15 protein-coding genes are annotated in these 19,827 nt (G+C 64.2%); all 15 read left to right on the top strand.

Features of this window, described 5'->3' with window-relative positions:
* Positions 1 to 44 precede the first annotated feature (44 nt).
* The 15 genes from JN279_RS18490 to recN all read left to right on the top strand — a co-directional run bounded on the left by JN279_RS18490 (position 45) and on the right by recN (position 19,703).
* The gene (locus JN279_RS18490; RefSeq protein WP_096447452.1) at positions 45 to 1,499 is read left to right on the top strand and encodes a UDP-N-acetylmuramoyl-L-alanyl-D-glutamate--2,6-diaminopimelate ligase; all 1,455 of its coding nucleotides are present in this window, start codon (positions 45 to 47) and stop codon (positions 1,497 to 1,499) included.
* Complete coding sequence (locus tag JN279_RS18495; protein WP_096447450.1) at positions 1,496 to 2,947, top strand: UDP-N-acetylmuramoylalanyl-D-glutamyl-2,6-diaminopimelate--D-alanyl-D-alanine ligase; 1,452 nt, start codon at positions 1,496 to 1,498, stop codon at positions 2,945 to 2,947. Before JN279_RS18490 ends, JN279_RS18495 begins: the two co-directional genes overlap by 4 nt.
* An 18-nt stretch (positions 2,948 to 2,965) precedes the next feature.
* On the top strand, positions 2,966 to 4,048 hold the full coding sequence (gene mraY, locus JN279_RS18500; RefSeq protein ID WP_096447448.1) for a phospho-N-acetylmuramoyl-pentapeptide-transferase: 1,083 nt from the start codon (positions 2,966 to 2,968) through the stop codon (positions 4,046 to 4,048).
* A gap of 10 nt (positions 4,049 to 4,058) precedes the next feature.
* Complete coding sequence (gene murD / locus JN279_RS18505) at positions 4,059 to 5,459, top strand: UDP-N-acetylmuramoyl-L-alanine--D-glutamate ligase (RefSeq protein ID WP_096447445.1); 1,401 nt, start codon at positions 4,059 to 4,061, stop codon at positions 5,457 to 5,459.
* The gene (ftsW, locus tag JN279_RS18510; protein WP_096447443.1) at positions 5,459 to 6,610 is read left to right on the top strand and encodes a putative lipid II flippase FtsW; all 1,152 of its coding nucleotides are present in this window, start codon (positions 5,459 to 5,461) and stop codon (positions 6,608 to 6,610) included. Before murD ends, ftsW begins: the two co-directional genes overlap by 1 nt.
* A 1-nt stretch (position 6,611) precedes the next feature.
* A complete protein-coding gene (murG, locus tag JN279_RS18515; protein WP_096447441.1) occupies positions 6,612 to 7,739 on the top strand; it encodes an undecaprenyldiphospho-muramoylpentapeptide beta-N-acetylglucosaminyltransferase in 1,128 nt (375 codons plus the stop codon).
* The gene (gene murC / locus JN279_RS18520; protein WP_096447439.1) at positions 7,736 to 9,136 is read left to right on the top strand and encodes a UDP-N-acetylmuramate--L-alanine ligase; all 1,401 of its coding nucleotides are present in this window, start codon (positions 7,736 to 7,738) and stop codon (positions 9,134 to 9,136) included. The genes murG and murC overlap by 4 nt, the downstream gene beginning before the upstream one ends.
* Positions 9,133 to 10,098, top strand: coding sequence for a UDP-N-acetylmuramate dehydrogenase (gene murB / locus JN279_RS18525; protein WP_096447437.1), 966 nt, complete (start codon positions 9,133 to 9,135; stop codon positions 10,096 to 10,098). The genes murC and murB overlap by 4 nt, the downstream gene beginning before the upstream one ends.
* A 445-nt stretch (positions 10,099 to 10,543) precedes the next feature.
* The gene (locus JN279_RS18530; RefSeq protein ID WP_096447435.1) at positions 10,544 to 11,470 is read left to right on the top strand and encodes a D-alanine--D-alanine ligase; all 927 of its coding nucleotides are present in this window, start codon (positions 10,544 to 10,546) and stop codon (positions 11,468 to 11,470) included.
* Positions 11,458 to 12,399, top strand: a complete 942-nt coding sequence (locus tag JN279_RS18535) for a cell division protein FtsQ/DivIB (RefSeq protein ID WP_096447433.1) — start codon at positions 11,458 to 11,460, stop codon at positions 12,397 to 12,399. Before JN279_RS18530 ends, JN279_RS18535 begins: the two co-directional genes overlap by 13 nt.
* Entirely contained in the window at positions 12,396 to 13,703 is a 1,308-nt protein-coding gene (gene ftsA / locus JN279_RS18540; protein ID WP_064988167.1) for a cell division protein FtsA, read from the top strand. Before JN279_RS18535 ends, ftsA begins: the two co-directional genes overlap by 4 nt.
* Before the next feature lie 66 nt (positions 13,704 to 13,769).
* Positions 13,770 to 15,449: a cell division protein FtsZ gene (gene ftsZ, locus JN279_RS18545; protein ID WP_096447431.1), complete on the top strand. Its 1,680-nt coding sequence runs from the start codon at positions 13,770 to 13,772 to the stop codon at positions 15,447 to 15,449.
* Positions 15,450 to 15,730: 281 nt separating this feature from the next.
* The gene (lpxC, locus tag JN279_RS18550) at positions 15,731 to 16,681 is read left to right on the top strand and encodes a UDP-3-O-acyl-N-acetylglucosamine deacetylase (protein WP_096447429.1); all 951 of its coding nucleotides are present in this window, start codon (positions 15,731 to 15,733) and stop codon (positions 16,679 to 16,681) included.
* Positions 16,682 to 16,945: 264 nt separating this feature from the next.
* A complete protein-coding gene (locus tag JN279_RS18555; RefSeq protein WP_096447427.1) occupies positions 16,946 to 17,815 on the top strand; it encodes an outer membrane protein assembly factor BamD in 870 nt (289 codons plus the stop codon).
* A gap of 214 nt (positions 17,816 to 18,029) precedes the next feature.
* Positions 18,030 to 19,703, top strand: coding sequence for a DNA repair protein RecN (recN, locus tag JN279_RS18560; RefSeq protein ID WP_096447425.1), 1,674 nt, complete (start codon positions 18,030 to 18,032; stop codon positions 19,701 to 19,703).
* The last annotated feature ends 124 nt before the right edge of the window (positions 19,704 to 19,827 follow it).

Below are 19,827 nucleotides of genomic sequence, written 5' to 3' on the forward strand. Positions count from 1 at the left end.
GCGCTGGCGACTGCGCGCTATTTTATTGCGGTGAACGGAACTCGATGAAGCTCAGAGATCTAGCCGGTATCCTGCCAGTCGAAGGAATAGCTTCCGCCGATCTGGAGGTTACCGGAATTTCGTCCGATTCCCGCCAGGTAAAACCGGGCGTCGTCTTTTTTGCGCTCGCCGGCACCAAGGCGGACGGTGCGGCCTATGCTGCCGACGCGGCCAAGCGCGGCGCGCTGGTGATCGTGGCAGGCAAAGGCAGTTCCGTCGCCGGACTGCCGGTTCCAGTGCTGGCGGTCGATGATCCGCGCCTTGCACTGGCGCTGAGCGCTTCCCGTTATTTCGGCAAGCAGCCGCAGACCATGGTCGCGGTGACCGGTACCAGCGGCAAGACCTCGGTCGCCGCCTTCACCAGGCAGATCTGGGAGCAGGCGGGGTACGCCGCGGCTTCGATCGGCACCACCGGCGTGGTGGCGCCCGGCCGCAACGAATACGGCTCGCTGACGACGCCCGATCCGGTGGCGCTGCACCAGTTGCTGCGGGAATTGGCCGATGCCGGCGTAACCCATGCCTCGATGGAGGCTTCCAGCCATGGGCTCGACCAGCGCCGGCTTGACGGGGTAAAACTCGCCGCCGGCGGTTTCACCAATCTCGGCCGCGACCATATGGATTACCATCCGACGGTCGAGGATTATCACCGCGCCAAACTGCGCCTGTTCGACACGCTGCTGCCGAAAGGCGCGCCCGCGGTGATCTTCGCGGACGATCCGTGGTCGGCGCCGACGATCCAGGCGGCACAGGCTGCCGGGCTCAAGGTGCTGACGGTTGGCCGCCATGGTGATTTCCTCACGCTGAAGCGGGTTGAGCACGAGCGCCACCGCCAGCGCGCCGAGGTCGAGGCCGAGGGCGTGCTTTACGAAATCGACCTGCCGCTGGCTGGCGATTTCCAGATTTCGAATGCGCTGGTTTCGGCGGGCCTCGCCATTTCCACGGGAACACCTGTCGCCAAGGCATTGGCCGCATTGGAGAAATTGAAGGGCGCGCCGGGCCGGCTCGACCTCGTCGGCACCACCGCCAGCGGCGCGCCGGTCTATGTCGACTATGCCCACAAGCCCGATGCGCTGGAGAATGTTCTGGCCTCGGTGCGGCCGTTCACCACCGGCCGCGTGATGGTCGTGTTCGGCTGCGGCGGCGACCGCGACCGGGGCAAAAGGCCGATCATGGGCGAGATCGCGACCCGGCTTGCCGATGTCGTTATCGTCACCGACGACAATCCGCGCTCCGAAGTGCCGGAAACCATCCGCGCCGCCATTCTGGCCGCCGCACCTGGCGCCATCGAGATCGGCGACCGGCGCAAGGCGATCCATGAGGCTGTCGCCATGCTTCATGCCGGCGACACGCTGATCGTCGCCGGCAAAGGCCATGAGGAAGGCCAGACGATCGGCTCCGAAACCCTGCATTTCTCCGACCATGAGGAAGTCCGCGCGGCGCTTCGGGAGCGTGCCGCATGAGTTTGCTGTGGACCTCCGAGGCACTGGTTGCCGCCATGGATGGCAGGCCGCTCGGCCCGATGCCCGAGGGCATATCGGGCATTTCGATCGACAGCCGCAGCCTGCAGCCGGGTGATGCCTTCTTCGCCATCAAGGGCGAGGTGATGGACGGTCATGACTTCGTCACCGCTGCTATCAAGGCCGGTGCCGGCGTGCTGGTGGTGGCGGAAGGCAAGCTGCCGTCGCTCGGCCGGCTGACGGCCCCGATCATCGTCGTCGAGGATGTGCTGGCCGCGCTTGAAAAGCTCGGTGTCGCGGCACGCGCCCGCTCCCAGGCCAAGATCATCGCGGTGACGGGTTCGGCCGGCAAGACCACCACCAAGGAAGCGTTGCGCCACGTGCTGTCGGCCGTCGGCAAGGTGCATGCCTCGGCGCAGTCCTTCAACAACCATTGGGGCGTGCCGCTGACGCTGGCGCGCATGCCCGATGATTGCGACTATGCCGTCTTCGAGATCGGCATGAACCATCCCGACGAGATCCGGCCGCTGGTGAAGATGGTGCGGCCGCATGTCGCCATCGTCACCATCATCGCGGCCGCGCATCTCGGCTTCTTCCGCAATCTCGACGAGATCGCCAAGGCCAAGGCCGAGATTTTCGAAGGGCTGGAACCCGAAGGTGCCGCCGTCCTCAATCGCGACGATGCGCGTTTCAAGCTTCTCGACAAGCTGGCGCATGCCGCCGGTGTCGAGCATGTCTACGGCTTCGGCGAGAATGCGCGCTCGACCTTCAAGCTGACCAAATGCGAATTGCATGCCGACCATTCCGACATTGCCGCCCGGATCGGCGGCCATGACATGATCGCCCGTATCGGCGCGCCCGGCCGCCACATGGTGCAGAACGTGCTGGCGGTGCTGGGCGCGGCGCAGTTGGTTGGCGCCGATCTCGACAAGGTGGCAATCTCGCTGAACGATCTCTCGGCCGAGCGCGGTCGTGGCAAGCGCCATGTGCTGCGGCATCCCGGTGGTTCAAGCCATCCGGGCGGCCCGATCACGCTGATCGACGAGAGCTACAACGCCAATCCGGCCTCGATGGCGGCGGCCATGGCGCTGCTCAACGCGACGCCGGTGAAGGGTGAGGGGCGCCGCATCGCCGTGCTTGGCGACATGCTCGAACTCGGCGATCACTCGGCCAAGCTGCATGCCGCGCTGGCCGATCTCATCGTCGGCACCGGCACGCAGACGGTTTTCCTCGGCGGTCCGGAAATGCGGGCGCTGGCGGAAGCGCTGCCTGAAGACATCAAGACGGAATACCGCGCCGGCGTCGAGGAATTGAAGCCGGTGCTGCTTGCCGCGCTGAGGCCGGGCGACGTGGTGATGATCAAATCGTCGAAGGGCATCGGTTTTGCAAAACTGGTCGATGCGCTGCTGGGCAAATACCCGGCTGAAACGACAACCAGCAAACTGACCTAAGTCGGGGGACGAAAGCGCATGTTTACACTGCTGGTCGATTTCGCGGACAAGATCTCGGTCTTCAATGTTTTCCGCTACATCACGTTCCGCACCGGCGGAGCGCTGATCACTTCGGCGCTGATCGTCTTCATCTTCGGGCCGACCATCATCAATTCGCTGCGGCTCAGGCAAGGCAAGGGCCAGCCGATCCGCGCCGACGGACCGCAGACGCATTTCAAGAAGGCCGGCACGCCGACGATGGGTGGGCTGATGATCCTGTCCGGCATCATCGGCTCGTCGCTTCTATGGGCGAACCTGTCGAGCATCTATGTCTGGGTGGTGCTGCTGGTGACGCTGGGCTTCGGCTCGATCGGCTTCTACGACGACTATCTGAAGGTGACGAAACAGTCGCACCTCGGCTTCTCCGGCAAGGCGCGGCTGGGGCTCGAATTCATCATCGCCGGCATCGCCGCCTGGGTGATCATGCATAATGGCCAGGCGCCGTTCTCCTCGTCGCTGACATTCCCCTTCGCCAAGGAATTCATCGTCAACCTCGGCTGGTTCTTCATCCCGTTCTCCTGCTTCGTCATCGTCGGCGCCGGCAATGCGGTGAACCTGACCGACGGCCTCGACGGTCTGGCGATCGTGCCGATCATGATCGCTGCGGCGTCCTTCGGCGTCATCGCCTATCTCTCGGGCAATGCGGTGTTCGCCGAATATCTGCAGATCCATTTCGTTCCCGGCACCGGTGAGCTGGCGGTCGTGCTGGGCGCCGTCATCGGCGCCGGGCTCGGCTTCCTGTGGTTCAATGCGCCGCCGGCGGCGATCTTCATGGGCGACACCGGTTCGCTCGCGATGGGCGGCCTGATCGGCACGGTGGCGGTCGCCACCAAGCACGAGATCGTGCTGGTCATCGTCGGTGGCCTGTTCGTGGTCGAAATCCTGTCGGTCATCATCCAGGTCGGCTACTTCAAGATGACCGGCAAGCGCGTGTTCCTGATGGCGCCGATCCACCATCATTTCGAAAAGCTCGGCTGGACCGAGAGCCAGGTGGTGATCCGTTTCTGGATCATCGCCGTCATCCTGGCGCTGGTCGGCCTGTCCACCTTGAAGCTCAGATAGGGAGACTCCCTTGATCCCCGCTGCATCCTTCGCAGGCAAGCACGTTTCGCTCTTCGGGCTCGGTGGCTCGGGGATCGCGACCGCGCGGGCATTGATCGAGGGTGGGGCGGACGTGCTGGCCTGGGACGACAATCCCGACAGTGTCGCCAAGGCTGCCGCCACCGGCATCGCGACCGCCGATCTGCGCGGCGCCGACTGGGCTAAATTCTCGGCCTTCGTGCTGTCGCCCGGCGTGCCGCTGACGCATCCCAAGCCACACTGGACTGTGGAACTGGCGAAGGGCGCTGGCGTCGAGATCATCGGCGACATCGAGCTGTTCTGCCGCGAACGGACGCTGAGCGCGCCGACGGCTCCCTTCATCGGGATAACCGGCACCAATGGCAAGTCGACGACCACGGCGCTGACGGCGCATATCCTCAAATCGGCCGGCCGCGACACCCAGATGGGCGGCAATATCGGCCGCGCGGTGATGACGCTCGATCCGCCGAAGCCCGATCGCCATTATGTCGTCGAGTGCTCGTCCTACCAGATCGACCTCGCGCCCTCGATCAACCCGACGGCCGGCATCCTGCTCAACCTGACGCCGGACCATCTCGACCGCCACGGCACCATGCAGCACTACGCTTCGATCAAGGAGCGGCTGGTGGCGGGCAGCGAGACGGCAATCATCGGCATCGACGATTCCTGGTGCGCGCAGATCGCCGAGCGGCTGGAGCGGGCAGGGCGGCATGTCATCCGCATTTCCAAGCGGTTGCCGCTGACCGACGGCTATTTCGCCGACGGCACCAATCTGATGGAGGCCGTGCATGGCCGCTACAGCAAGGTCGCCTTCCTCGAGGGCATCGGCTCGCTGCGCGGCCAGCACAATGCGCAGAACGCGCTTGCCGCGGTCGCCGCGTGCCTGAAGGTCGGGCTCGACCTCGGTGAAATCCAGTCCGGGCTCGAGAGTTTTCCGGGCCTCGCCCACCGCATGGAGCAGGTCGGCCGCAAGGACCATGTGCTGTTCGTCAACGATTCCAAGGCGACCAACGCCGATGCGGCGGCACCCGCTTTGTCGAGCTTTCCGCGTATCTACTGGATTGCCGGCGGCCTGCCCAAGGAAGGCGGCATCGAGCCGTTGCGCGGCTTCTTCCCGCGCATCGCCAAGGCCTATCTGATCGGCGAGGCGGCGCCCGCCTTTTCGGCGACGCTGGGCGAGGCGGTGCCTTACGAGATATCGGGCACGCTGGCGGCGGCGGTCGAGCATGCCGCGCATGATGCGGCCAAGGACGACAGCGGCGAGGTGGTGGTGCTGTTGTCGCCGGCCTGCGCCAGTTTCGACCAGTTCAAGAATTTCGAAGTTCGCGGCGAAGCCTTCAGGCAAGCTGCGAGCGCTATAGATGGCGTCAAACCCATCGGAGGGGCACGATAATGCAGAGCCGTCTCGATAAAAGTCCTGTCGCAACCTGGTGGTGGACGATCGATCGCTGGTTCCTGGCGGCGTTCCTGTCGCTGATGGGGCTCGGCATCGTCTTGTCCTTCGCCGCCAGCCCGGCAGTGGCCGAACGCATCGGCCTCGACAGTTTCCACTTCGCCACCAGGCAGATCATCTTCACCGTGCCGGCGCTCGGGGTGATGCTGGCCGTCTCCTTCCTCGATTCCAGGGAGATCCGGCGCATGTCGCTGATCATGCTGTGCCTGATGCTGGTGCTGATGGTGGCGGTGCTCTATGTCGGCGTCGAGGTGAAGGGCGCGCGGCGGTGGGTCTCGCTTGCCGGCCTGTCGATCCAGCCCTCGGAATTCCTGAAGCCGGCCTTCGTCATCATGTGCGCCTGGCTGTTTGCCGAACACAAACGCCAACCCGATATTCCCGGCAATCTGTTCGCCATGCTGCTCCTGGTGCTGGTCGTGTCGCTGCTGGTGGCGCAGCCGGACCTCGGCCAGACCATGCTGACGACCGGCACCTGGGGCATCATGTTCTTCATGGCGGGGCTGCCCTGGCTGTGGATCATCGTTTTGGGTGCCGCCGGCGTCGGCGGCGTCTTCGCCGCCTACACGGTGTTTCCGCACGTGGCACTGCGCATCGACAAGTTCCTCACCGGCGAGGGCGACACGTTCCAGGTCGATATGGGACGCGACGCGCTGATCAATGGCGGCTGGTTCGGCGTGGGCCCGGGCGAGGGCACGGTCAAGCGGGTCATCCCCGACAGCCATGCCGACTTCGTCTTCTCGGTCGCGGGCGAGGAATTCGGGCTGATCATGTGCTTCTTCATCATGTCGATCTTCGCCTTCATCGTGTTGCGCGGCCTCAACACGGCGCTGAAGGAACATGACGATTTCACCCGCTATGCGGTTGGCGGCCTCGTCACGGTCTTCGGCCTGCAGGCCGTCATCAACATGTGCGTCAATCTGCAACTGGTGCCGGCCAAGGGCATGACGCTGCCCTTCATCTCCTATGGCGGCTCCTCGCAGATCGCCATCGCCATCTCGATGGGCATGGTGCTGGCGCTGACGCGCAAGCGGCCGGAAAAGCGCAAGCAGATGGGTTTCGCGCTGCCGCAGCGCGCTTTGCCGGCGGAGTGACATGGCGAGGGGCGTGATCCTTCTCGCGGCAGGCGGAACCGGTGGACATCTGTTTCCGGCCGAAGCGCTGGCGCATGAGCTGAACGGGCGCGGCTGGACGGTGCATCTGGCAACCGACGACCGCGCCGAGCGGTTCGCCGGCCATTTTCCGGCTGCCGCCATCCATCCGATCCAGTCGGCGACGATGGGCTCGAAAAATCCCATCGCCGTGCTTGGCGCCTTCTGGAAAATCTGGCGCGGCGTGCGCCAGGCCTCCGCCATCATCGGCAGGATCAAGCCGGATGCGGTGGTCGGCTTTGGCGGCTATCCGACCTTGCCGCCGCTCTACGCGGCGACGCGGCGCAAGGTGCCGACGCTGATCCATGAGCAGAACGCGGTGATGGGGCGCGCCAACCGGGCACTGGCCGGCCGCGTCGATGCCATCGCCGGCGGCTTCCTGCCGCAGGATACGAGTGCCACCGGTGAAAAGACGGTGACGACAGGCAATCCGGTCCGGCCGGCTGTGCTGGAAGCGGCCAAGACGCCTTACGCGGCGTCGACCGGGGAGGAGCCTTTCCGCCTGCTGGTGTTCGGCGGCAGCCAGGGCGCCCAGTTCTTCTCCGATGCCATGCCGGCGGCCATCGGGCTGCTTTCCGACGCGCAGCGCAAGCGCTTGCTGATCACCCAGCAGGCCCGCGCCGACGACGTGGCGCGGGTGAAGGCGGCCTATGCCGCGCTTGGCGTCGCCGTCGAGGTCTCGCCCTTCTTCACCGACATGGCGGCCCGCATGGCCGCGGCGCATCTGGTGATCTCGCGTTCCGGCGCCTCGACCGTGTCGGAGATCGCCGTCATCGGCCGGCCGGCGCTGCTGGTGCCCTACCCCTATGCGCTTGACCACGACCAGGCGGCGAATGCGGCCGCCCTTGCCGCTGCTGGCGGCGGCGAGGTGCACCCGCAATCGACGCTGTCGCCGGAACGCATCGCAGCCCTCATTGGCGGGCTGATGGACATGCCTGAGCGGCTGTCGGCGATGGCCGCGGGCGCGAAATCGGCCGGCAGGCCGGACGCGGCACGGTTGCTCGCCGATCTCACAGAGGCTATTGCGTCCCAAAAAACCGTTTCGGATTTCAGGAAGGGGACGCACCCATGAAGATGCCGCAGACCATCGGCCTTGTGCATTTCATCGGCATTGGCGGCATCGGCATGAGCGGCATTGCCGAAGTGCTGCACAATCTTGGCTACAAGGTGCAAGGGTCCGACCAGGCCGACAGCGCCAATGTGCAGCGTTTGCGCGACAAGGGCATCGAATGCTTCGTCGGCCACAAGGCCGAGAATCTCGGCGATGCCGAGGTGGTGGTCGTTTCGACGGCGATCAAGAAATCCAATCCGGAGCTGAAGGCCGCGCGCGAAAAGCTGCTTCCGATCGTGCGCCGCGCCGAGATGCTGGCCGAGTTGATGCGCTTCCGCCAGGCGGTGGCGATCGGCGGCACGCACGGCAAGACGACGACGACCTCGATGGTTGCGACCTTGCTTGAAGCCGGCGGGCTCGATCCGACCGTCATCAATGGCGGCATCATCAACGCCTATGGCACCAATGCGCGCATGGGCGACGGTGAATGGATGGTGGTCGAGGCTGACGAGAGCGACGGCACCTTCCTCAAGCTGCCGGCGGAAATCGCCGTCGTCACCAACATCGATCCCGAACATCTCGACCATTATGGCAGCTTCGACAAGGTGCGCGAGGCGTTCCGCCAGTTCGTCGAGAACGTGCCGTTCTACGGCTTCGGCGTGATGTGCACCGACCATCCGGAAGTGCAGGCGCTGGTCGGCCGCATCGAGGACCGCCGCGTCATCACCTATGGCGAGAATGCGCAGGCCGATGTGCGCTTCACCAACCACCGCATGGCGGGTGCCACCTCCGAGTTCGACGTGGTGATCCGCGACCGCAAGACCGGCAGCCAGAGCACGATTTCAGGCCTGCGCCTGCCGATGCCCGGCCGTCACAATGTCTCCAACGCCACCGCGGCAATCGCCGTCGCGCATGAGCTTGGCCTCTCCGCTGAGGCGATCAAGAAGGGCCTGTCGTCCTTCGCTGGCGTCAAGCGCCGCTTCACCCACACCGGCTCGTGGAACGGCGTCGATGTGTTCGACGACTACGGCCACCATCCGGTCGAGATCTCGGCGGTGCTGAAGGCAGCGCGCAGCGCCACCAAGGGCCGCGTCATCGCCATTGCCCAGCCGCATCGCTTCACCCGGCTGCATGATCTGTTCAACGAGTTCTCGGCCTGCTTCAACGATGCCGACACGGTGATGGTGGCACCGGTCTACGCTGCCGGCGAAGACCCGATCGACGGCGTCACCTCGGACGAGCTGGTGTCGCGCATCCGCGCCGGCGGCCATCGCGACGCGCGCTACATCGAGGGGCCGGCAGCGATCGCGCCGATCATTCGTGATCTCGCCAAGCCCGGTGATTTCGTCGTCTTTCTTGGCGCCGGCAACATCACCCAATGGGCCTATGCTCTGCCAAAGGAGCTTGCCGCCTCATGATGCATGGCCAGGCCCTGATCGACAGACTCGGCGACCGGCTTGCCGGCCTGCGCGGCCGCCTGACGCCAAATGCCGAGATGGACAAGATCACCTGGTTCCGTGCCGGTGGCCTGGCCGAGGTGCTGTTCCAGCCGGCCGACGAGGAAGACCTTGCCGCGTTTCTGCGAGCGGTTCCCGAAGAAATACCTCTCACCGTCGTTGGCGTCGGTTCGAACCTTCTGGTCCGTGACGGCGGCATTCCAGGCTTTGTCATCCGGCTTTCGGCCAAGGGCTTTGGCGAGGCCGAGCTCGTTTCGCCGATCCGGATCAAGGCGGGGGCTGCGACGCCCGACAAACGCGTGGCGGCCCTGGCGCTGGAAGCCGGCATCGGCGGCTTCCATTTCTATCATGGTATTCCAGGCGCCGTCGGTGGCGCGCTGAGGATGAATGCCGGCGCCAATGGCGTCGAGACGCGCGAGCGCGTCGTCGAGGTGCGTGCGCTCGACCGCAAGGGCAATGTCCAGACACTGAGCAATGCCGAGATGGGCTATGCCTATCGCCATTCGGCGGCACCTTCCGGGCTGATCTTCACCTCGGCCGTGTTTGAAGGCTTTGCCGAGGACAAGGCCACGATCAAGGCGGCGATGGACGCGGTGCAGAATCACCGCGAGACCGTGCAGCCGATCCGCGAGAAGACCGGTGGCTCGACCTTCAAGAATCCGGAAGGGACGTCGGCCTGGAAGGAGATCGACAAGGCAGGCTGCCGCGGCCTGATGATCGGTGGCGCGCAGATGTCGCCAATGCACTGCAATTTCATGATCAACACCGGCACCGCGACCGGTTACGACCTCGAATATCTCGGCGAAACGGTGCGCGCACGCGTGCTGGAGCATTCGGGAATCCGGCTGCAATGGGAGATCAAGCGCATCGGCAATTTCCGGCCCGGGCATGCCGTTCAGGAGTTTCTGGGGCAGCTCCTCTAGGTACGCTGATATTCAGGTGATGCCGGCCTGCAAACGACGGCCTTCTCCGCTTCCGGTGCTCACGGACCCGAATGTCCGCTCCGCTCCGGTTCTCGAAGGCCATCGTTTTCGACACGGCCTGACCTGAATATGAGCGTACCTTCGCTGTTCATGAAGTTCATGTGATGCATGAACTTCAACGTGTTCCCAAAATGCGCGAAACCGTTGCCGCAAAGACTCAGCGACACGGTTTTCGCAGCCATTTTCTCACAAAGTGAATCTCTCGGAATCATAAGCACTTGCCAGTGAATCAACTCTCTGATTCTCTGCTCAAAAGCGTTTCCTGATTTGAGTCGTTCGACGCGTTACCCGCGTTTTCCGTCTGGGGGGCAACCTGCCGGGAGACTCGGACTCAATGTTGCGGAAATCTTGGTTTTTGGTCCGCCGTGAGAGGGGATGACGGGGAATGAAAAGCAAGCATGTGGCCGTCCTGCTGGGAGGTTTTTCGTCCGAGCGGCCCGTGTCCTTGTCTTCCGGAAAGGCCTGTGCCGATGCGCTGGAGAAGGAGGGCTATCAGGTCACCCGCGTCGATGTCGGGCGCGACGTCGGCTCCGTGCTCTCCGAGCTCAAGCCTGACGTTGCCTTCAATGCACTGCACGGTCCTTTTGGCGAGGACGGCACCATTCAGGGCATTCTCGAATATCTCGGTATTCCCTACACCCATTCCGGCGTGCTCGCCTCGGCGCTCGCCATGAACAAGGAGCAGGCGAAGAAGATCGTCAAATCGGTCGGCGTTCCCGTCGCCGAATCGAAGGTCACCAATCGCTTCGCCATCCAGAACAAGCACCCGATGAAGCCGCCCTATGTGATCAAGCCGGTCAATGAGGGGTCGAGCTTCGGTGTCGTCATCGTGTCGGAGGGGCAGTCGCACCCGCCGCAGGTGGTTGGCTCGTCCGAGTGGAAATATGGGGATACCGTCATGGTCGAGCGCTACATCCACGGGCGCGAGCTGACCTGCGCCGTCATGGGCGATGTGGCGCTCGGCGTGTGTGAGATAATTCCGACCGGCCATTCCTTCTACGATTACGATTCAAAATATGTCGCGGGCGGATCAAAACACGAATGCCCCGCAAAAGTTTCACCGAATATTTACCAAAAAATACAGACACTGGCGCTCAAGGCTCACCAAGCTGTCGGCTGTCGGGGCGTTTCCCGGTCGGACTTCCGTTATGACGATCGTCACTCCGAAAATGGCGAGGTTGTATGGCTCGAGGTCAACACTCAGCCGGGCATGACGCCGACGTCTTTGGTGCCTGAAATCGCTGCCCATGCCGGGCATTCGTTTGGTGAGTTGTTGAGTTGGATGGTGGAGGACGCTTCGTGTCTGCGTTGAAATGGGGACAAGGCAAGGGGAAGGGCGCGGCTGGACCGTCGCTGTTCGGCCTGTCATTGTCGTTTGACCATTTCGTGCTGCCGCGCGTGCTTCGCCGCCCGGTGCGCATCCTGGCGCGCCTGGGCGATGGTGAATTCGAAGCGCCGCGCTTCTCCGCCGCGATGATGTCGGCGGTGCTGCTCGCTTCGAGCGGCGCCTATGGCGCCTATCTCGGCGGCCATGCCGACGGCATCATCCAGAGCATCACCGCCCGCACCGGCTTTGCCGTCGATCAGGTCAAGGTGGTCGGCAACCGCCAGACCTCGGAGATCGACATTCTCGACAGGCTCGAGCTCGACGGCTGGACCTCGCTGATCGGCTTCGACGCGGAGGCCGCACGCGAGCGCATCTCCGGCCTGCCATGGATCGAGGTGGCGGCGGTGCGCAAGGTCTATCCGCACACGCTGGAAGTGCGCGTCGAGGAGCGCGAGGCCTTCGCGCTCTGGCAGCAAGGCAATGATCTCTCGGTTATCGAGAAGGATGGCGCCGTCATCGCGCCGTTCTCGGGCGGCAAGCAGGTGATGTTGCCGCTGCTGATCGGCGACGGCGCGCCGGCCAAGGCGCCCGATTTCCTAGCCAAGGTCGAAAAATATCCCGACCTGGCGAGCCGGATCAAGGGCTATATCCGCGTTGGCGATCGGCGATGGGACCTGAAGCTGGACAACGGCATCACCGTCAAGCTGCCCGAGGACGAAGAGGACCAGGCGCTCGCCGAGCTGGTCAAGATGGACAAGGACAAGGGTTTGCTGTCGCGCGACATCGCCGCTGTCGACATGCGTCTGACAGACCGGCTGGTCGTGGAATTGACGCCAGAGGCGGCGACGCAGCGCGAGGCCGCGCTCAACGAGAAGCCGAAGACCCTCAAGCGCAAGTCGGAGACGAAGATATGAGCTGGCTTGGCGGTTCAGGCGATGCCTCGTCGCGCCGGTCCGGCACCCTCACGGTGCTGGATGTCGGCTCGAACAAGGTCTGCTGCATGGTGGCCAAGCTCAAGCCGAACGATGACGGCAAGCTTTTGCGCGGCCGCTCGCATCGGATCCAGGTGATCGGCATCGGCCATCAGAAGTCGCAAGGCGTGAAGTCGGGCGTGGTCGTCGATCTTGATCGGGCCGAACATGCTATCCGTCTGTCCGTCGATGCCGCCGAGCGCATGGCGGGGCTGACGGTCGATTCGCTGATCGTCAACATGACCGCCGGCCGGCTGAAGAGCGAAAGCTTCTCTGCGACCATCAATCTTGGCGGCCACGAGGCGGATGAAGCCGACATCAAGCGCGTGCTCGGCGCCGGCGCCAAGCAGGCGCTCAAGGCCGAGCGCGAGGTAATCCATTCGCTGCCCGTCGGCTTCTCGCTCGATGCAGAACGCGGCGTGCGCGATCCGCGCGGCATGGTCGGCGATGCGCTTGGCGTCGATATGCATGTGCTGACGGGCGATGCGGCGCCGATGCGCAATCTGGAGCTTTCCATCAACCGTTCGCATCTGTCGGTCGAGCGCATGGTGGCGACGCCCTATGCCAGCGGCTTGGCGGCTCTGGTCGACGACGAGCTGGAACTGGGTGCGGCCTGCATCGACATGGGCGGCGGCACGACGACCATCTCGGTGTTTTCGGAAGGCAAGTTCGTCCATGGCGACGCCATCGCTATTGGCGGCAACCACGTCACGCTGGATATGGCCAAGGGGCTCTCGACCTCGCTCGATGCCGCCGAACGGCTGAAGGTGATGCATGGTTCGGCGCTGCCGGGCAGTGCCGACGACCGCGACCTGGTCTCGATTCAGCCGATCGGCGATGATGGCGACGTGCCGCTGCAGATACCGCGTTCGGTGATGACGCGCATCGTGCGCGCCCGCATCGACGAAACGCTCGAATTGTTGCGCGACCGGCTGAACAAGTCCGGCTACGGCAATGCGGTCGGCAAGCGCGTCGTGCTCACCGGCGGCGCCAGCCAACTGGCCGGCCTGCCGGAAGCGGCGCGCCGCATCCTGGGACGCAATGTACGCATCGGCCGCCCGCTCGGCGTGGCCGGCCTGCCCGAAGCGGCGAAGGGGCCGGCCTTCTCGGCCGCCGTCGGGCTTCTGATCTATCCGCAGATGGCGAGTTTCGAGAGCCATCCGGCGAAAGGCATTTCCGGTCTCAGGATGACCGGAACGGGTGGAAAACTGCATCGCATGAGTCAGTGGTTGAGAGACAGTTTCTAATTGACGGGGACAGCCCCATAGGCGGCCGCGGCGGCGAAGCGGCGTGAAAGGCAAAGGACGGAGACAATGACCATCAATCTGCAGAAGCCGGACATCACCGAGCTTAAGCCGCGCATCACCGTGTTCGGTGTCGGCGGCGGCGGCGGCAACGCCGTGAACAACATGATCACCGCCGGTCTGCGCGGTGTCGAGTTCGTCGTGGCCAACACCGACGCGCAGGCGCTGACCATGTCGAAGGCCGACCGGCTGATCCAGCTCGGCGCGCATGTCACCGAGGGGCTCGGTGCCGGATCGCAGCCGGAAGTCGGCCGTGCGGCGGCGGAAGAGTGCATCGACGAGATCATCGACCACCTGTCCAACACCCATATGTGCTTCGTCACCGCCGGCATGGGCGGCGGCACCGGCACCGGTGCTGCTCCGGTCGTTGCCCGCGCCGCGCGCGAAAAGGGCATCCTCACCGTCGGCGTCGTCACCAAGCCGTTCCACTTCGAAGGCCAGCGCCGCATGAAGACGGCCGACATGGGCATTGAGGAACTGCAGAAATGCGTCGATACCCTGATCGTCATCCCCAACCAGAACCTGTTCCGGCTGGCCAATGACAAGACCACCTTCGCCGACGCCTTCGCCATGGCCGACCAGGTGCTCTATTCCGGTGTCGCCTGCATCACCGACCTGATGGTCAAGGAAGGCCTGATCAACCTCGACTTCGCCGACGTGCGTTCGGTGATGCGCGAGATGGGCAAGGCGATGATGGGCACCGGCGAGGCTTCGGGCGAGGGCCGTGCAATGGCCGCCGCCGAGGCTGCGATCGCCAACCCGCTGCTCGACGAGACCTCGATGAAGGGCGCCAAGGGCCTGCTGATCTCGATCACCGGCGGCCGCGACCTGACCCTGTTCGAAGTCGACGAAGCGGCGACCCGTATCCGTGAGGAAGTCGACCAGGACGCCAACATCATCCTGGGCGCCACCTTCGACGAGGAACTCGAAGGCGTCATCCGTGTCTCGGTGGTTGCCACCGGCATCGACAAGTCGGCGGCTGAAATCGCCGCTGCTCCGATCTCGATCCGTACGGCACCGCAGAAGCCGGTCGCCCGTCCGGCCGTGGCCGCGGTGGAAAGCCGCCCGGCACCGGTCCAGCAGCCTGTCTATGAGCCGCGTGCCGCGGATCCGGTCGCCGAGGCCATCCAGCTCGCCGAGGCAAACGCCGCCGCCATGGCGCAGGCTCGTCCGGCTCCTGTCGCTCATGCGGATGATTTCCGTCCGCAGAGCAAGATCTTCCAGGCGCCGCCACAGCAGCCAATGCCGCAGCCGGTCGTCCAGCAGATGCAGCCGGCCCCGCAGCCGCGTGAAATGCTGCGTGAGGTCCAGCAGCCGGTGGCGATGGCACCGCAGCGCATGCCGCGCGTCGAGGACTTTCCGCCGGTCGTCAAGGCCGAGGTCGACGCCAAGAGTCGCCCAGTGGACCACGAGAACAACAGCGGACCGATGGGCCTGTTGAAGCGCCTGACCAACGGCCTGACCCGCCGCGAGGAGGAGCCCGCAAGGCTGCAGCCGGCGCAACCGCGCGAGCCGAAGCTGCGCCAGGCTGCCCCCGAAGTGCGCCGTCTCGCCAGCCAGGACGCCCAGCTCTACGCGCCGCGCCGTGGCCAGCTGGATGACCAGGGCCGCCTGACGCCGCAGACCAGGGCGACTCAGGACGACGATCAGCTGGAGATTCCGGCGTTCCTGCGCCGCCAGGCCAACTGAGCGGTTAACGGACTGTAATAATTGTTAACAGGCAAGCAAGGAATTGCTTGCCTGTTAACGTTTTAAATGCTGCAAAATCAAAAGGTTACAATATCGAGCTCGCTCCGACTTGCGGTTACAAAGGGTAAGAAACCGTGATTTGGAGTCTCCCTGCCGGAACATTATCTTCGCTGCCTACCATAGTCGGTGTGCCGGGATTTCGGGGGAAGTGACCCTGCCTGCCGATTTTCACAAGAGCCGCGCCCTCGGGCTGGAGAAGCGGACCTAGGCATTTCGGGCTTATGGGGATTGTCTTGCACGACTATCAGACGACAGTGAAGACGCGCGCGTCGCTTACCGGCACCGGCGTTCACAGCGGCAAAGAAGTTTCCATCAGTTTCCTGCCCGCGGATGCCGACACCGGCATCGTGTTCCAGCTTGTCAACGGAGACGGGCAGGGCCGCGAGTTCCGCGCCCTGGTTGCCGAGGTCGGCGCCACCGATCTGTGCACCATGCTTGGCGATCCCGCGGGCGAGCACATCGCCACGGTCGAGCACATCATGGCTGCCCTGTTCGGGCTTGGGATCGACAATGTCGTTATCGAGATCGACGGTTCCGAGGTTCCCATCCTCGACGGCAGCGCCATGGCCTTCGTGGAAGCCATCGATCAGGGAGGCATCGAGATGCTGTCGGTCAAGCGGCGCTACATCAGGGTCGTCAAGCCGGTCCGTATCGAGAACGGTGCCTCCTGGGCGGAGTTCAGGCCCTATGACGGCACCCGTTTCGAGATCGAGATCGATTTCGAAAGCCCGGCCATCGGTCGCCAACTGTTTGCCTCCGACCTCAATGCCGATATTTTCCGCCGCGACATTGCGCGGGCTCGCACCTTCGGCTTCATGAAGGATGTCGAGCGGCTGTGGGCCGCCGGCTATGCGCTGGGATCCTCGCTGGAAAATTCGCTGGTGATCGGTGACGACAACCGCGTCATCAATATGGGCGGCCTGCGCTATCCCAACGAATTCGTACGCCACAAGACGCTTGACGCCATGGGCGACCTGGCGCTGGCCGGAGCCCGCTTCATCGGCTGCTTCCGCTCCTATCGCGGCGGCCACAGGATGAATGCCGCCGCGCTGCGGCGCCTGCTGTCGGACCGCACGGCCTTCGAGATTGTCGAGACGACGCGCCGCGAGCGTGGCCGCGCGGCGGAGATGAGCGCCGTCAATGCGCCGCTCTACGCACCCTGGATGATCTGAACTCGCAACGTTTTCGCACTTTGTGGCGCGATGCCTTAGTGTTGCAGGAATGCATCATCGTCCGGCGAAATCACAGGGATGTTCCAGTGCCGCCGCGCCGCCACAAAAATGCGCGATTGCCCGGAGATAGCGTTGCCGGGCAAGGCGGTTATGGTTTATGGCTGCTGCCGTCGATTAGTGCATGTCGCTCAAAAGTGGGGACCAGTTTTGGGACAACAGCATGCAAGAGGCATTAAAATAACGCCGAAAGGGCGCAATCCAATCATGTTCTTCAAGCGAGCCGGTCAATCGAAAGCGCGCCAGCGGTCTGTTATCCTGGCGCTTTCGCTGGTTGTTCCATCGCTCTTTCTGTCGGCCTGCATGTCGTCGGAGAAAGACATCGACCTGTCGACCTATGTCGACCAGACCGAGCCCGCCGACGTTCTCTACAATCAGGGTCTCGCCAATTTGAATGCCGGCCGCCTGGACGAGGCGAGCAAGAAGTTCGACGCCGTCGACCGCCAGCATCCCTATTCGGAATGGGCCCGTAAATCGATGGTGATGGGCGCGTTCGCCGACTATCGAAAGGGCAGCTACGACGACGCGATCTCGTCGGCCAAGCGCTATCTGGCGCTGTATCCGTCCACCGATGACGCGCCTTACGCACAGTACATTATCGGCCTGAGCTACTATCGCCAGATCAAGGATGTGACGCAGGACCAGAAGGAAGCGCGCCAGACCCTGCAGACGATGCAGGATCTGGTCACGCGCTGGCCGACATCGGAATATGTCGACGACGCCAAGGAGAAGATCCGCTTCGCCAACGATCAGCTCGCCGGCAAGGAAATGCAGATCGGCCGCTACTATCTGGAGCGCCGCGAATACATTGCCGCCGTCAAGCGCTTCCGCACCGTGGTGGAGAACTATTCCAATACACGCCATGTCGAGGAAGCGTTGGCCCGCCTGACCGAAAGCTACTACGCGTTGGGGCTGACCTCGGAGGCCCAGACGGCCGCCGCGGTGCTTGGCACGAACTATCCTGACAGCTCATGGTACAAGGATTCCTACAAGCTCCTGCAGAGCAACGGGCTTGCGCCGCGCGAAAATGCCGGATCGTGGATATCCAAGGCCGGGAAGCTGATCACCGGCGCCTGATCCGTAAAGCGCGTCGCAGCGGCGCGCTTTTCGGATTGATCCGATGCTGAAACAAAAAGATAGTGCGGCGCTGCGACTCCGATTGGTCGCGTGCCGCTCCACGGCGGTTCAGTGTGATTTGAAGCGCTGAGCCGTCCCAACTTTTTGTTCTACGCAATTCCGGTGGGAAAAACGCTCCGCACGTTTCCTGGAATTGCCTGAGGTCCGGGTTCTGATGCTTTCCAGACTGTCGATCCGCGATATCGTCCTGATCGAGAAGCTGGATATCGACTTCCAGCCGGGCCTTTCCGTGCTGACCGGCGAAACCGGCGCCGGCAAATCCATCCTGCTCGATGCCCTGTCGCTGGCGCTTGGCGCGCGCGGCGACGCCTCTTTGGTGCGCCATGGCGCGGCGCAAGGCCAGGTGATTGCCGTGTTCGATGTGCCGCGCAACCATCCGGTGCGCGCGCTGCTTGTCGAAAACGCCATCGAGGATGACGGCGACATCATCCTGCGCCGCGTGCAGACGGCGGACGGCCGCACCCGCGTGTTCGTCAATGACCAGCCATCCAGCGTGACCCTGATGCGCGATGTCGGGCGTGCGCTGGTCGAGATCCACGGCCAGCACGACGAGCGCGCCTTGGTCGACCCCGGCGCCCACCGCGACGTGCTCGACGCTTTCGGCGGCCATCTCGGCGCCGTTCGCTCGACCGGGGAGGCCTGGCGGCATTGGCGCGCCGGCGAGCAGGAGCTTACGCGCCACCGCGCCAAGGTGGCGGCCGCCGCGCGCGAGGCCGACTATTTGCGCGCCGCGGTTGCGGAACTCACCAAGCTCGATCCGCAGCCTGGCGAGGAAACGGAACTTGCCGAACTGCGCGCCCATATGATGCGCGCCGAAAAGATCGCGTCCGAAATCCACGACGCGCAGGATGTGCTGTCCGGCCCATCTTCGCCCTTGCCGCAACTCGCCAGTCTGCTGAGACGGCTGCAGCGCAAGGCGACGGAGGCGCCCGGCCTGCTCGAGGATGTGGTCAAGTCACTGGACGAAGCCATGCTGTCGCTCGATGCGGCGCAATCGGGTGTCGAGGCGGCACTTCGCGCAACGGAGTATGACCCGCAGCGGCTGGAGAAGGCGGAGGAGCGGCTGTTTTCGCTGCGCGCGGCGTCGCGCAAACACAGCGTCGCCGTCGACGATCTGGCCCAATTGCGTGACACGATGGTAGCCGATCTCGCCGATCTCGACGCCGGCGAGGAGCGTCTGCATGGGCTGGAAAAGCAGGCCGCCGCGGCACGCGAGGCGTATGACATCGCCGCAGCACAGCTGTCTTCGCTCCGCCACGCGGCGGCGGTCGGCCTGACCAAGGCCGTGATGGCCGAACTGCCGGCGCTCAAGCTCGAACGTGCCGCCTTCATCGTCGAGATGAAGAGCGAGGCCGAGAGCCGCATGGAAGAGGGTATCGACCAGATCGAGTTCTGGGTGCGCACCAATCCCGGCACGCGGCCCGGCCCGATGATGAAGGTGGCGTCCGGCGGCGAGCTGTCGCGCTTCCTCTTGGCGCTGAAAGTGGCGCTGGCCGATCGCGGCTCGGCGCCGACGCTGGTCTTCGACGAAATCGACACCGGTGTCGGTGGCGCCGTGGCGGATGCGATCGGCCAAAGGCTGGCGCGGCTGTCGAAGCGCGTGCAAGTGCTGTCGGTCACCCATGCGCCGCAAGTGGCGGCGCGCGCGGCGACGCATTTCCTGATCTCCAAATCGGGCAGCACGGACCGGGTAGCGACCGGCATTGCCGAGATGGACAGGCCGGCGCGGCAGGAAGAGATCGCCCGCATGCTGGCCGGCGCAACGATCACCGACGAGGCTCGCGCCGCCGCCGAGCGACTGCTGCGCGAAAATACAAACGCGGCATGAGACTATACGGCGTGATGGCCGATTTAGGATATGGCAGCGAGTCAGGATATGGCTCCATCCTGCTGTTCAGGAATGATCTTTTCTGAAAACCGGTTCCCACTTTTCGGGATCATGCTCTATTGTG

The organism is Mesorhizobium sp. 113-1-2 (genome assembly GCF_016756475.1).
Taxonomy (GTDB): Bacteria; Pseudomonadota; Alphaproteobacteria; order Rhizobiales; family Rhizobiaceae; genus Mesorhizobium; species Mesorhizobium loti_C.

Coding starts and splice junctions, on each gene's coding strand:
- JN279_RS18490 (WP_096447452.1), top strand. CDS start 45: ATGAAGCTCAGAGATCTAGCCGGTATCCTGCCAGTCGAAGGAATAGCT.
- JN279_RS18495 (WP_096447450.1), top strand. CDS start 1,496: ATGAGTTTGCTGTGGACCTCCGAGGCACTGGTTGCCGCCATGGATGGC.
- mraY (WP_096447448.1), top strand. CDS start 2,966: ATGTTTACACTGCTGGTCGATTTCGCGGACAAGATCTCGGTCTTCAAT.
- ftsW (WP_096447443.1), top strand. CDS start 5,459: ATGCAGAGCCGTCTCGATAAAAGTCCTGTCGCAACCTGGTGGTGGACG.
- murG (WP_096447441.1), top strand. CDS start 6,612: ATGGCGAGGGGCGTGATCCTTCTCGCGGCAGGCGGAACCGGTGGACAT.
- murC (WP_096447439.1), top strand. CDS start 7,736: ATGAAGATGCCGCAGACCATCGGCCTTGTGCATTTCATCGGCATTGGC.
- murB (WP_096447437.1), top strand. CDS start 9,133: ATGATGCATGGCCAGGCCCTGATCGACAGACTCGGCGACCGGCTTGCC.
- JN279_RS18530 (WP_096447435.1), top strand. CDS start 10,544: ATGAAAAGCAAGCATGTGGCCGTCCTGCTGGGAGGTTTTTCGTCCGAG.
- ftsA (WP_064988167.1), top strand. CDS start 12,396: ATGAGCTGGCTTGGCGGTTCAGGCGATGCCTCGTCGCGCCGGTCCGGC.
- ftsZ (WP_096447431.1), top strand. CDS start 13,770: ATGACCATCAATCTGCAGAAGCCGGACATCACCGAGCTTAAGCCGCGC.
- lpxC (WP_096447429.1), top strand. CDS start 15,731: ATGGGGATTGTCTTGCACGACTATCAGACGACAGTGAAGACGCGCGCG.
- JN279_RS18555 (WP_096447427.1), top strand. CDS start 16,946: ATGTTCTTCAAGCGAGCCGGTCAATCGAAAGCGCGCCAGCGGTCTGTT.
- recN (WP_096447425.1), top strand. CDS start 18,030: ATGCTTTCCAGACTGTCGATCCGCGATATCGTCCTGATCGAGAAGCTG.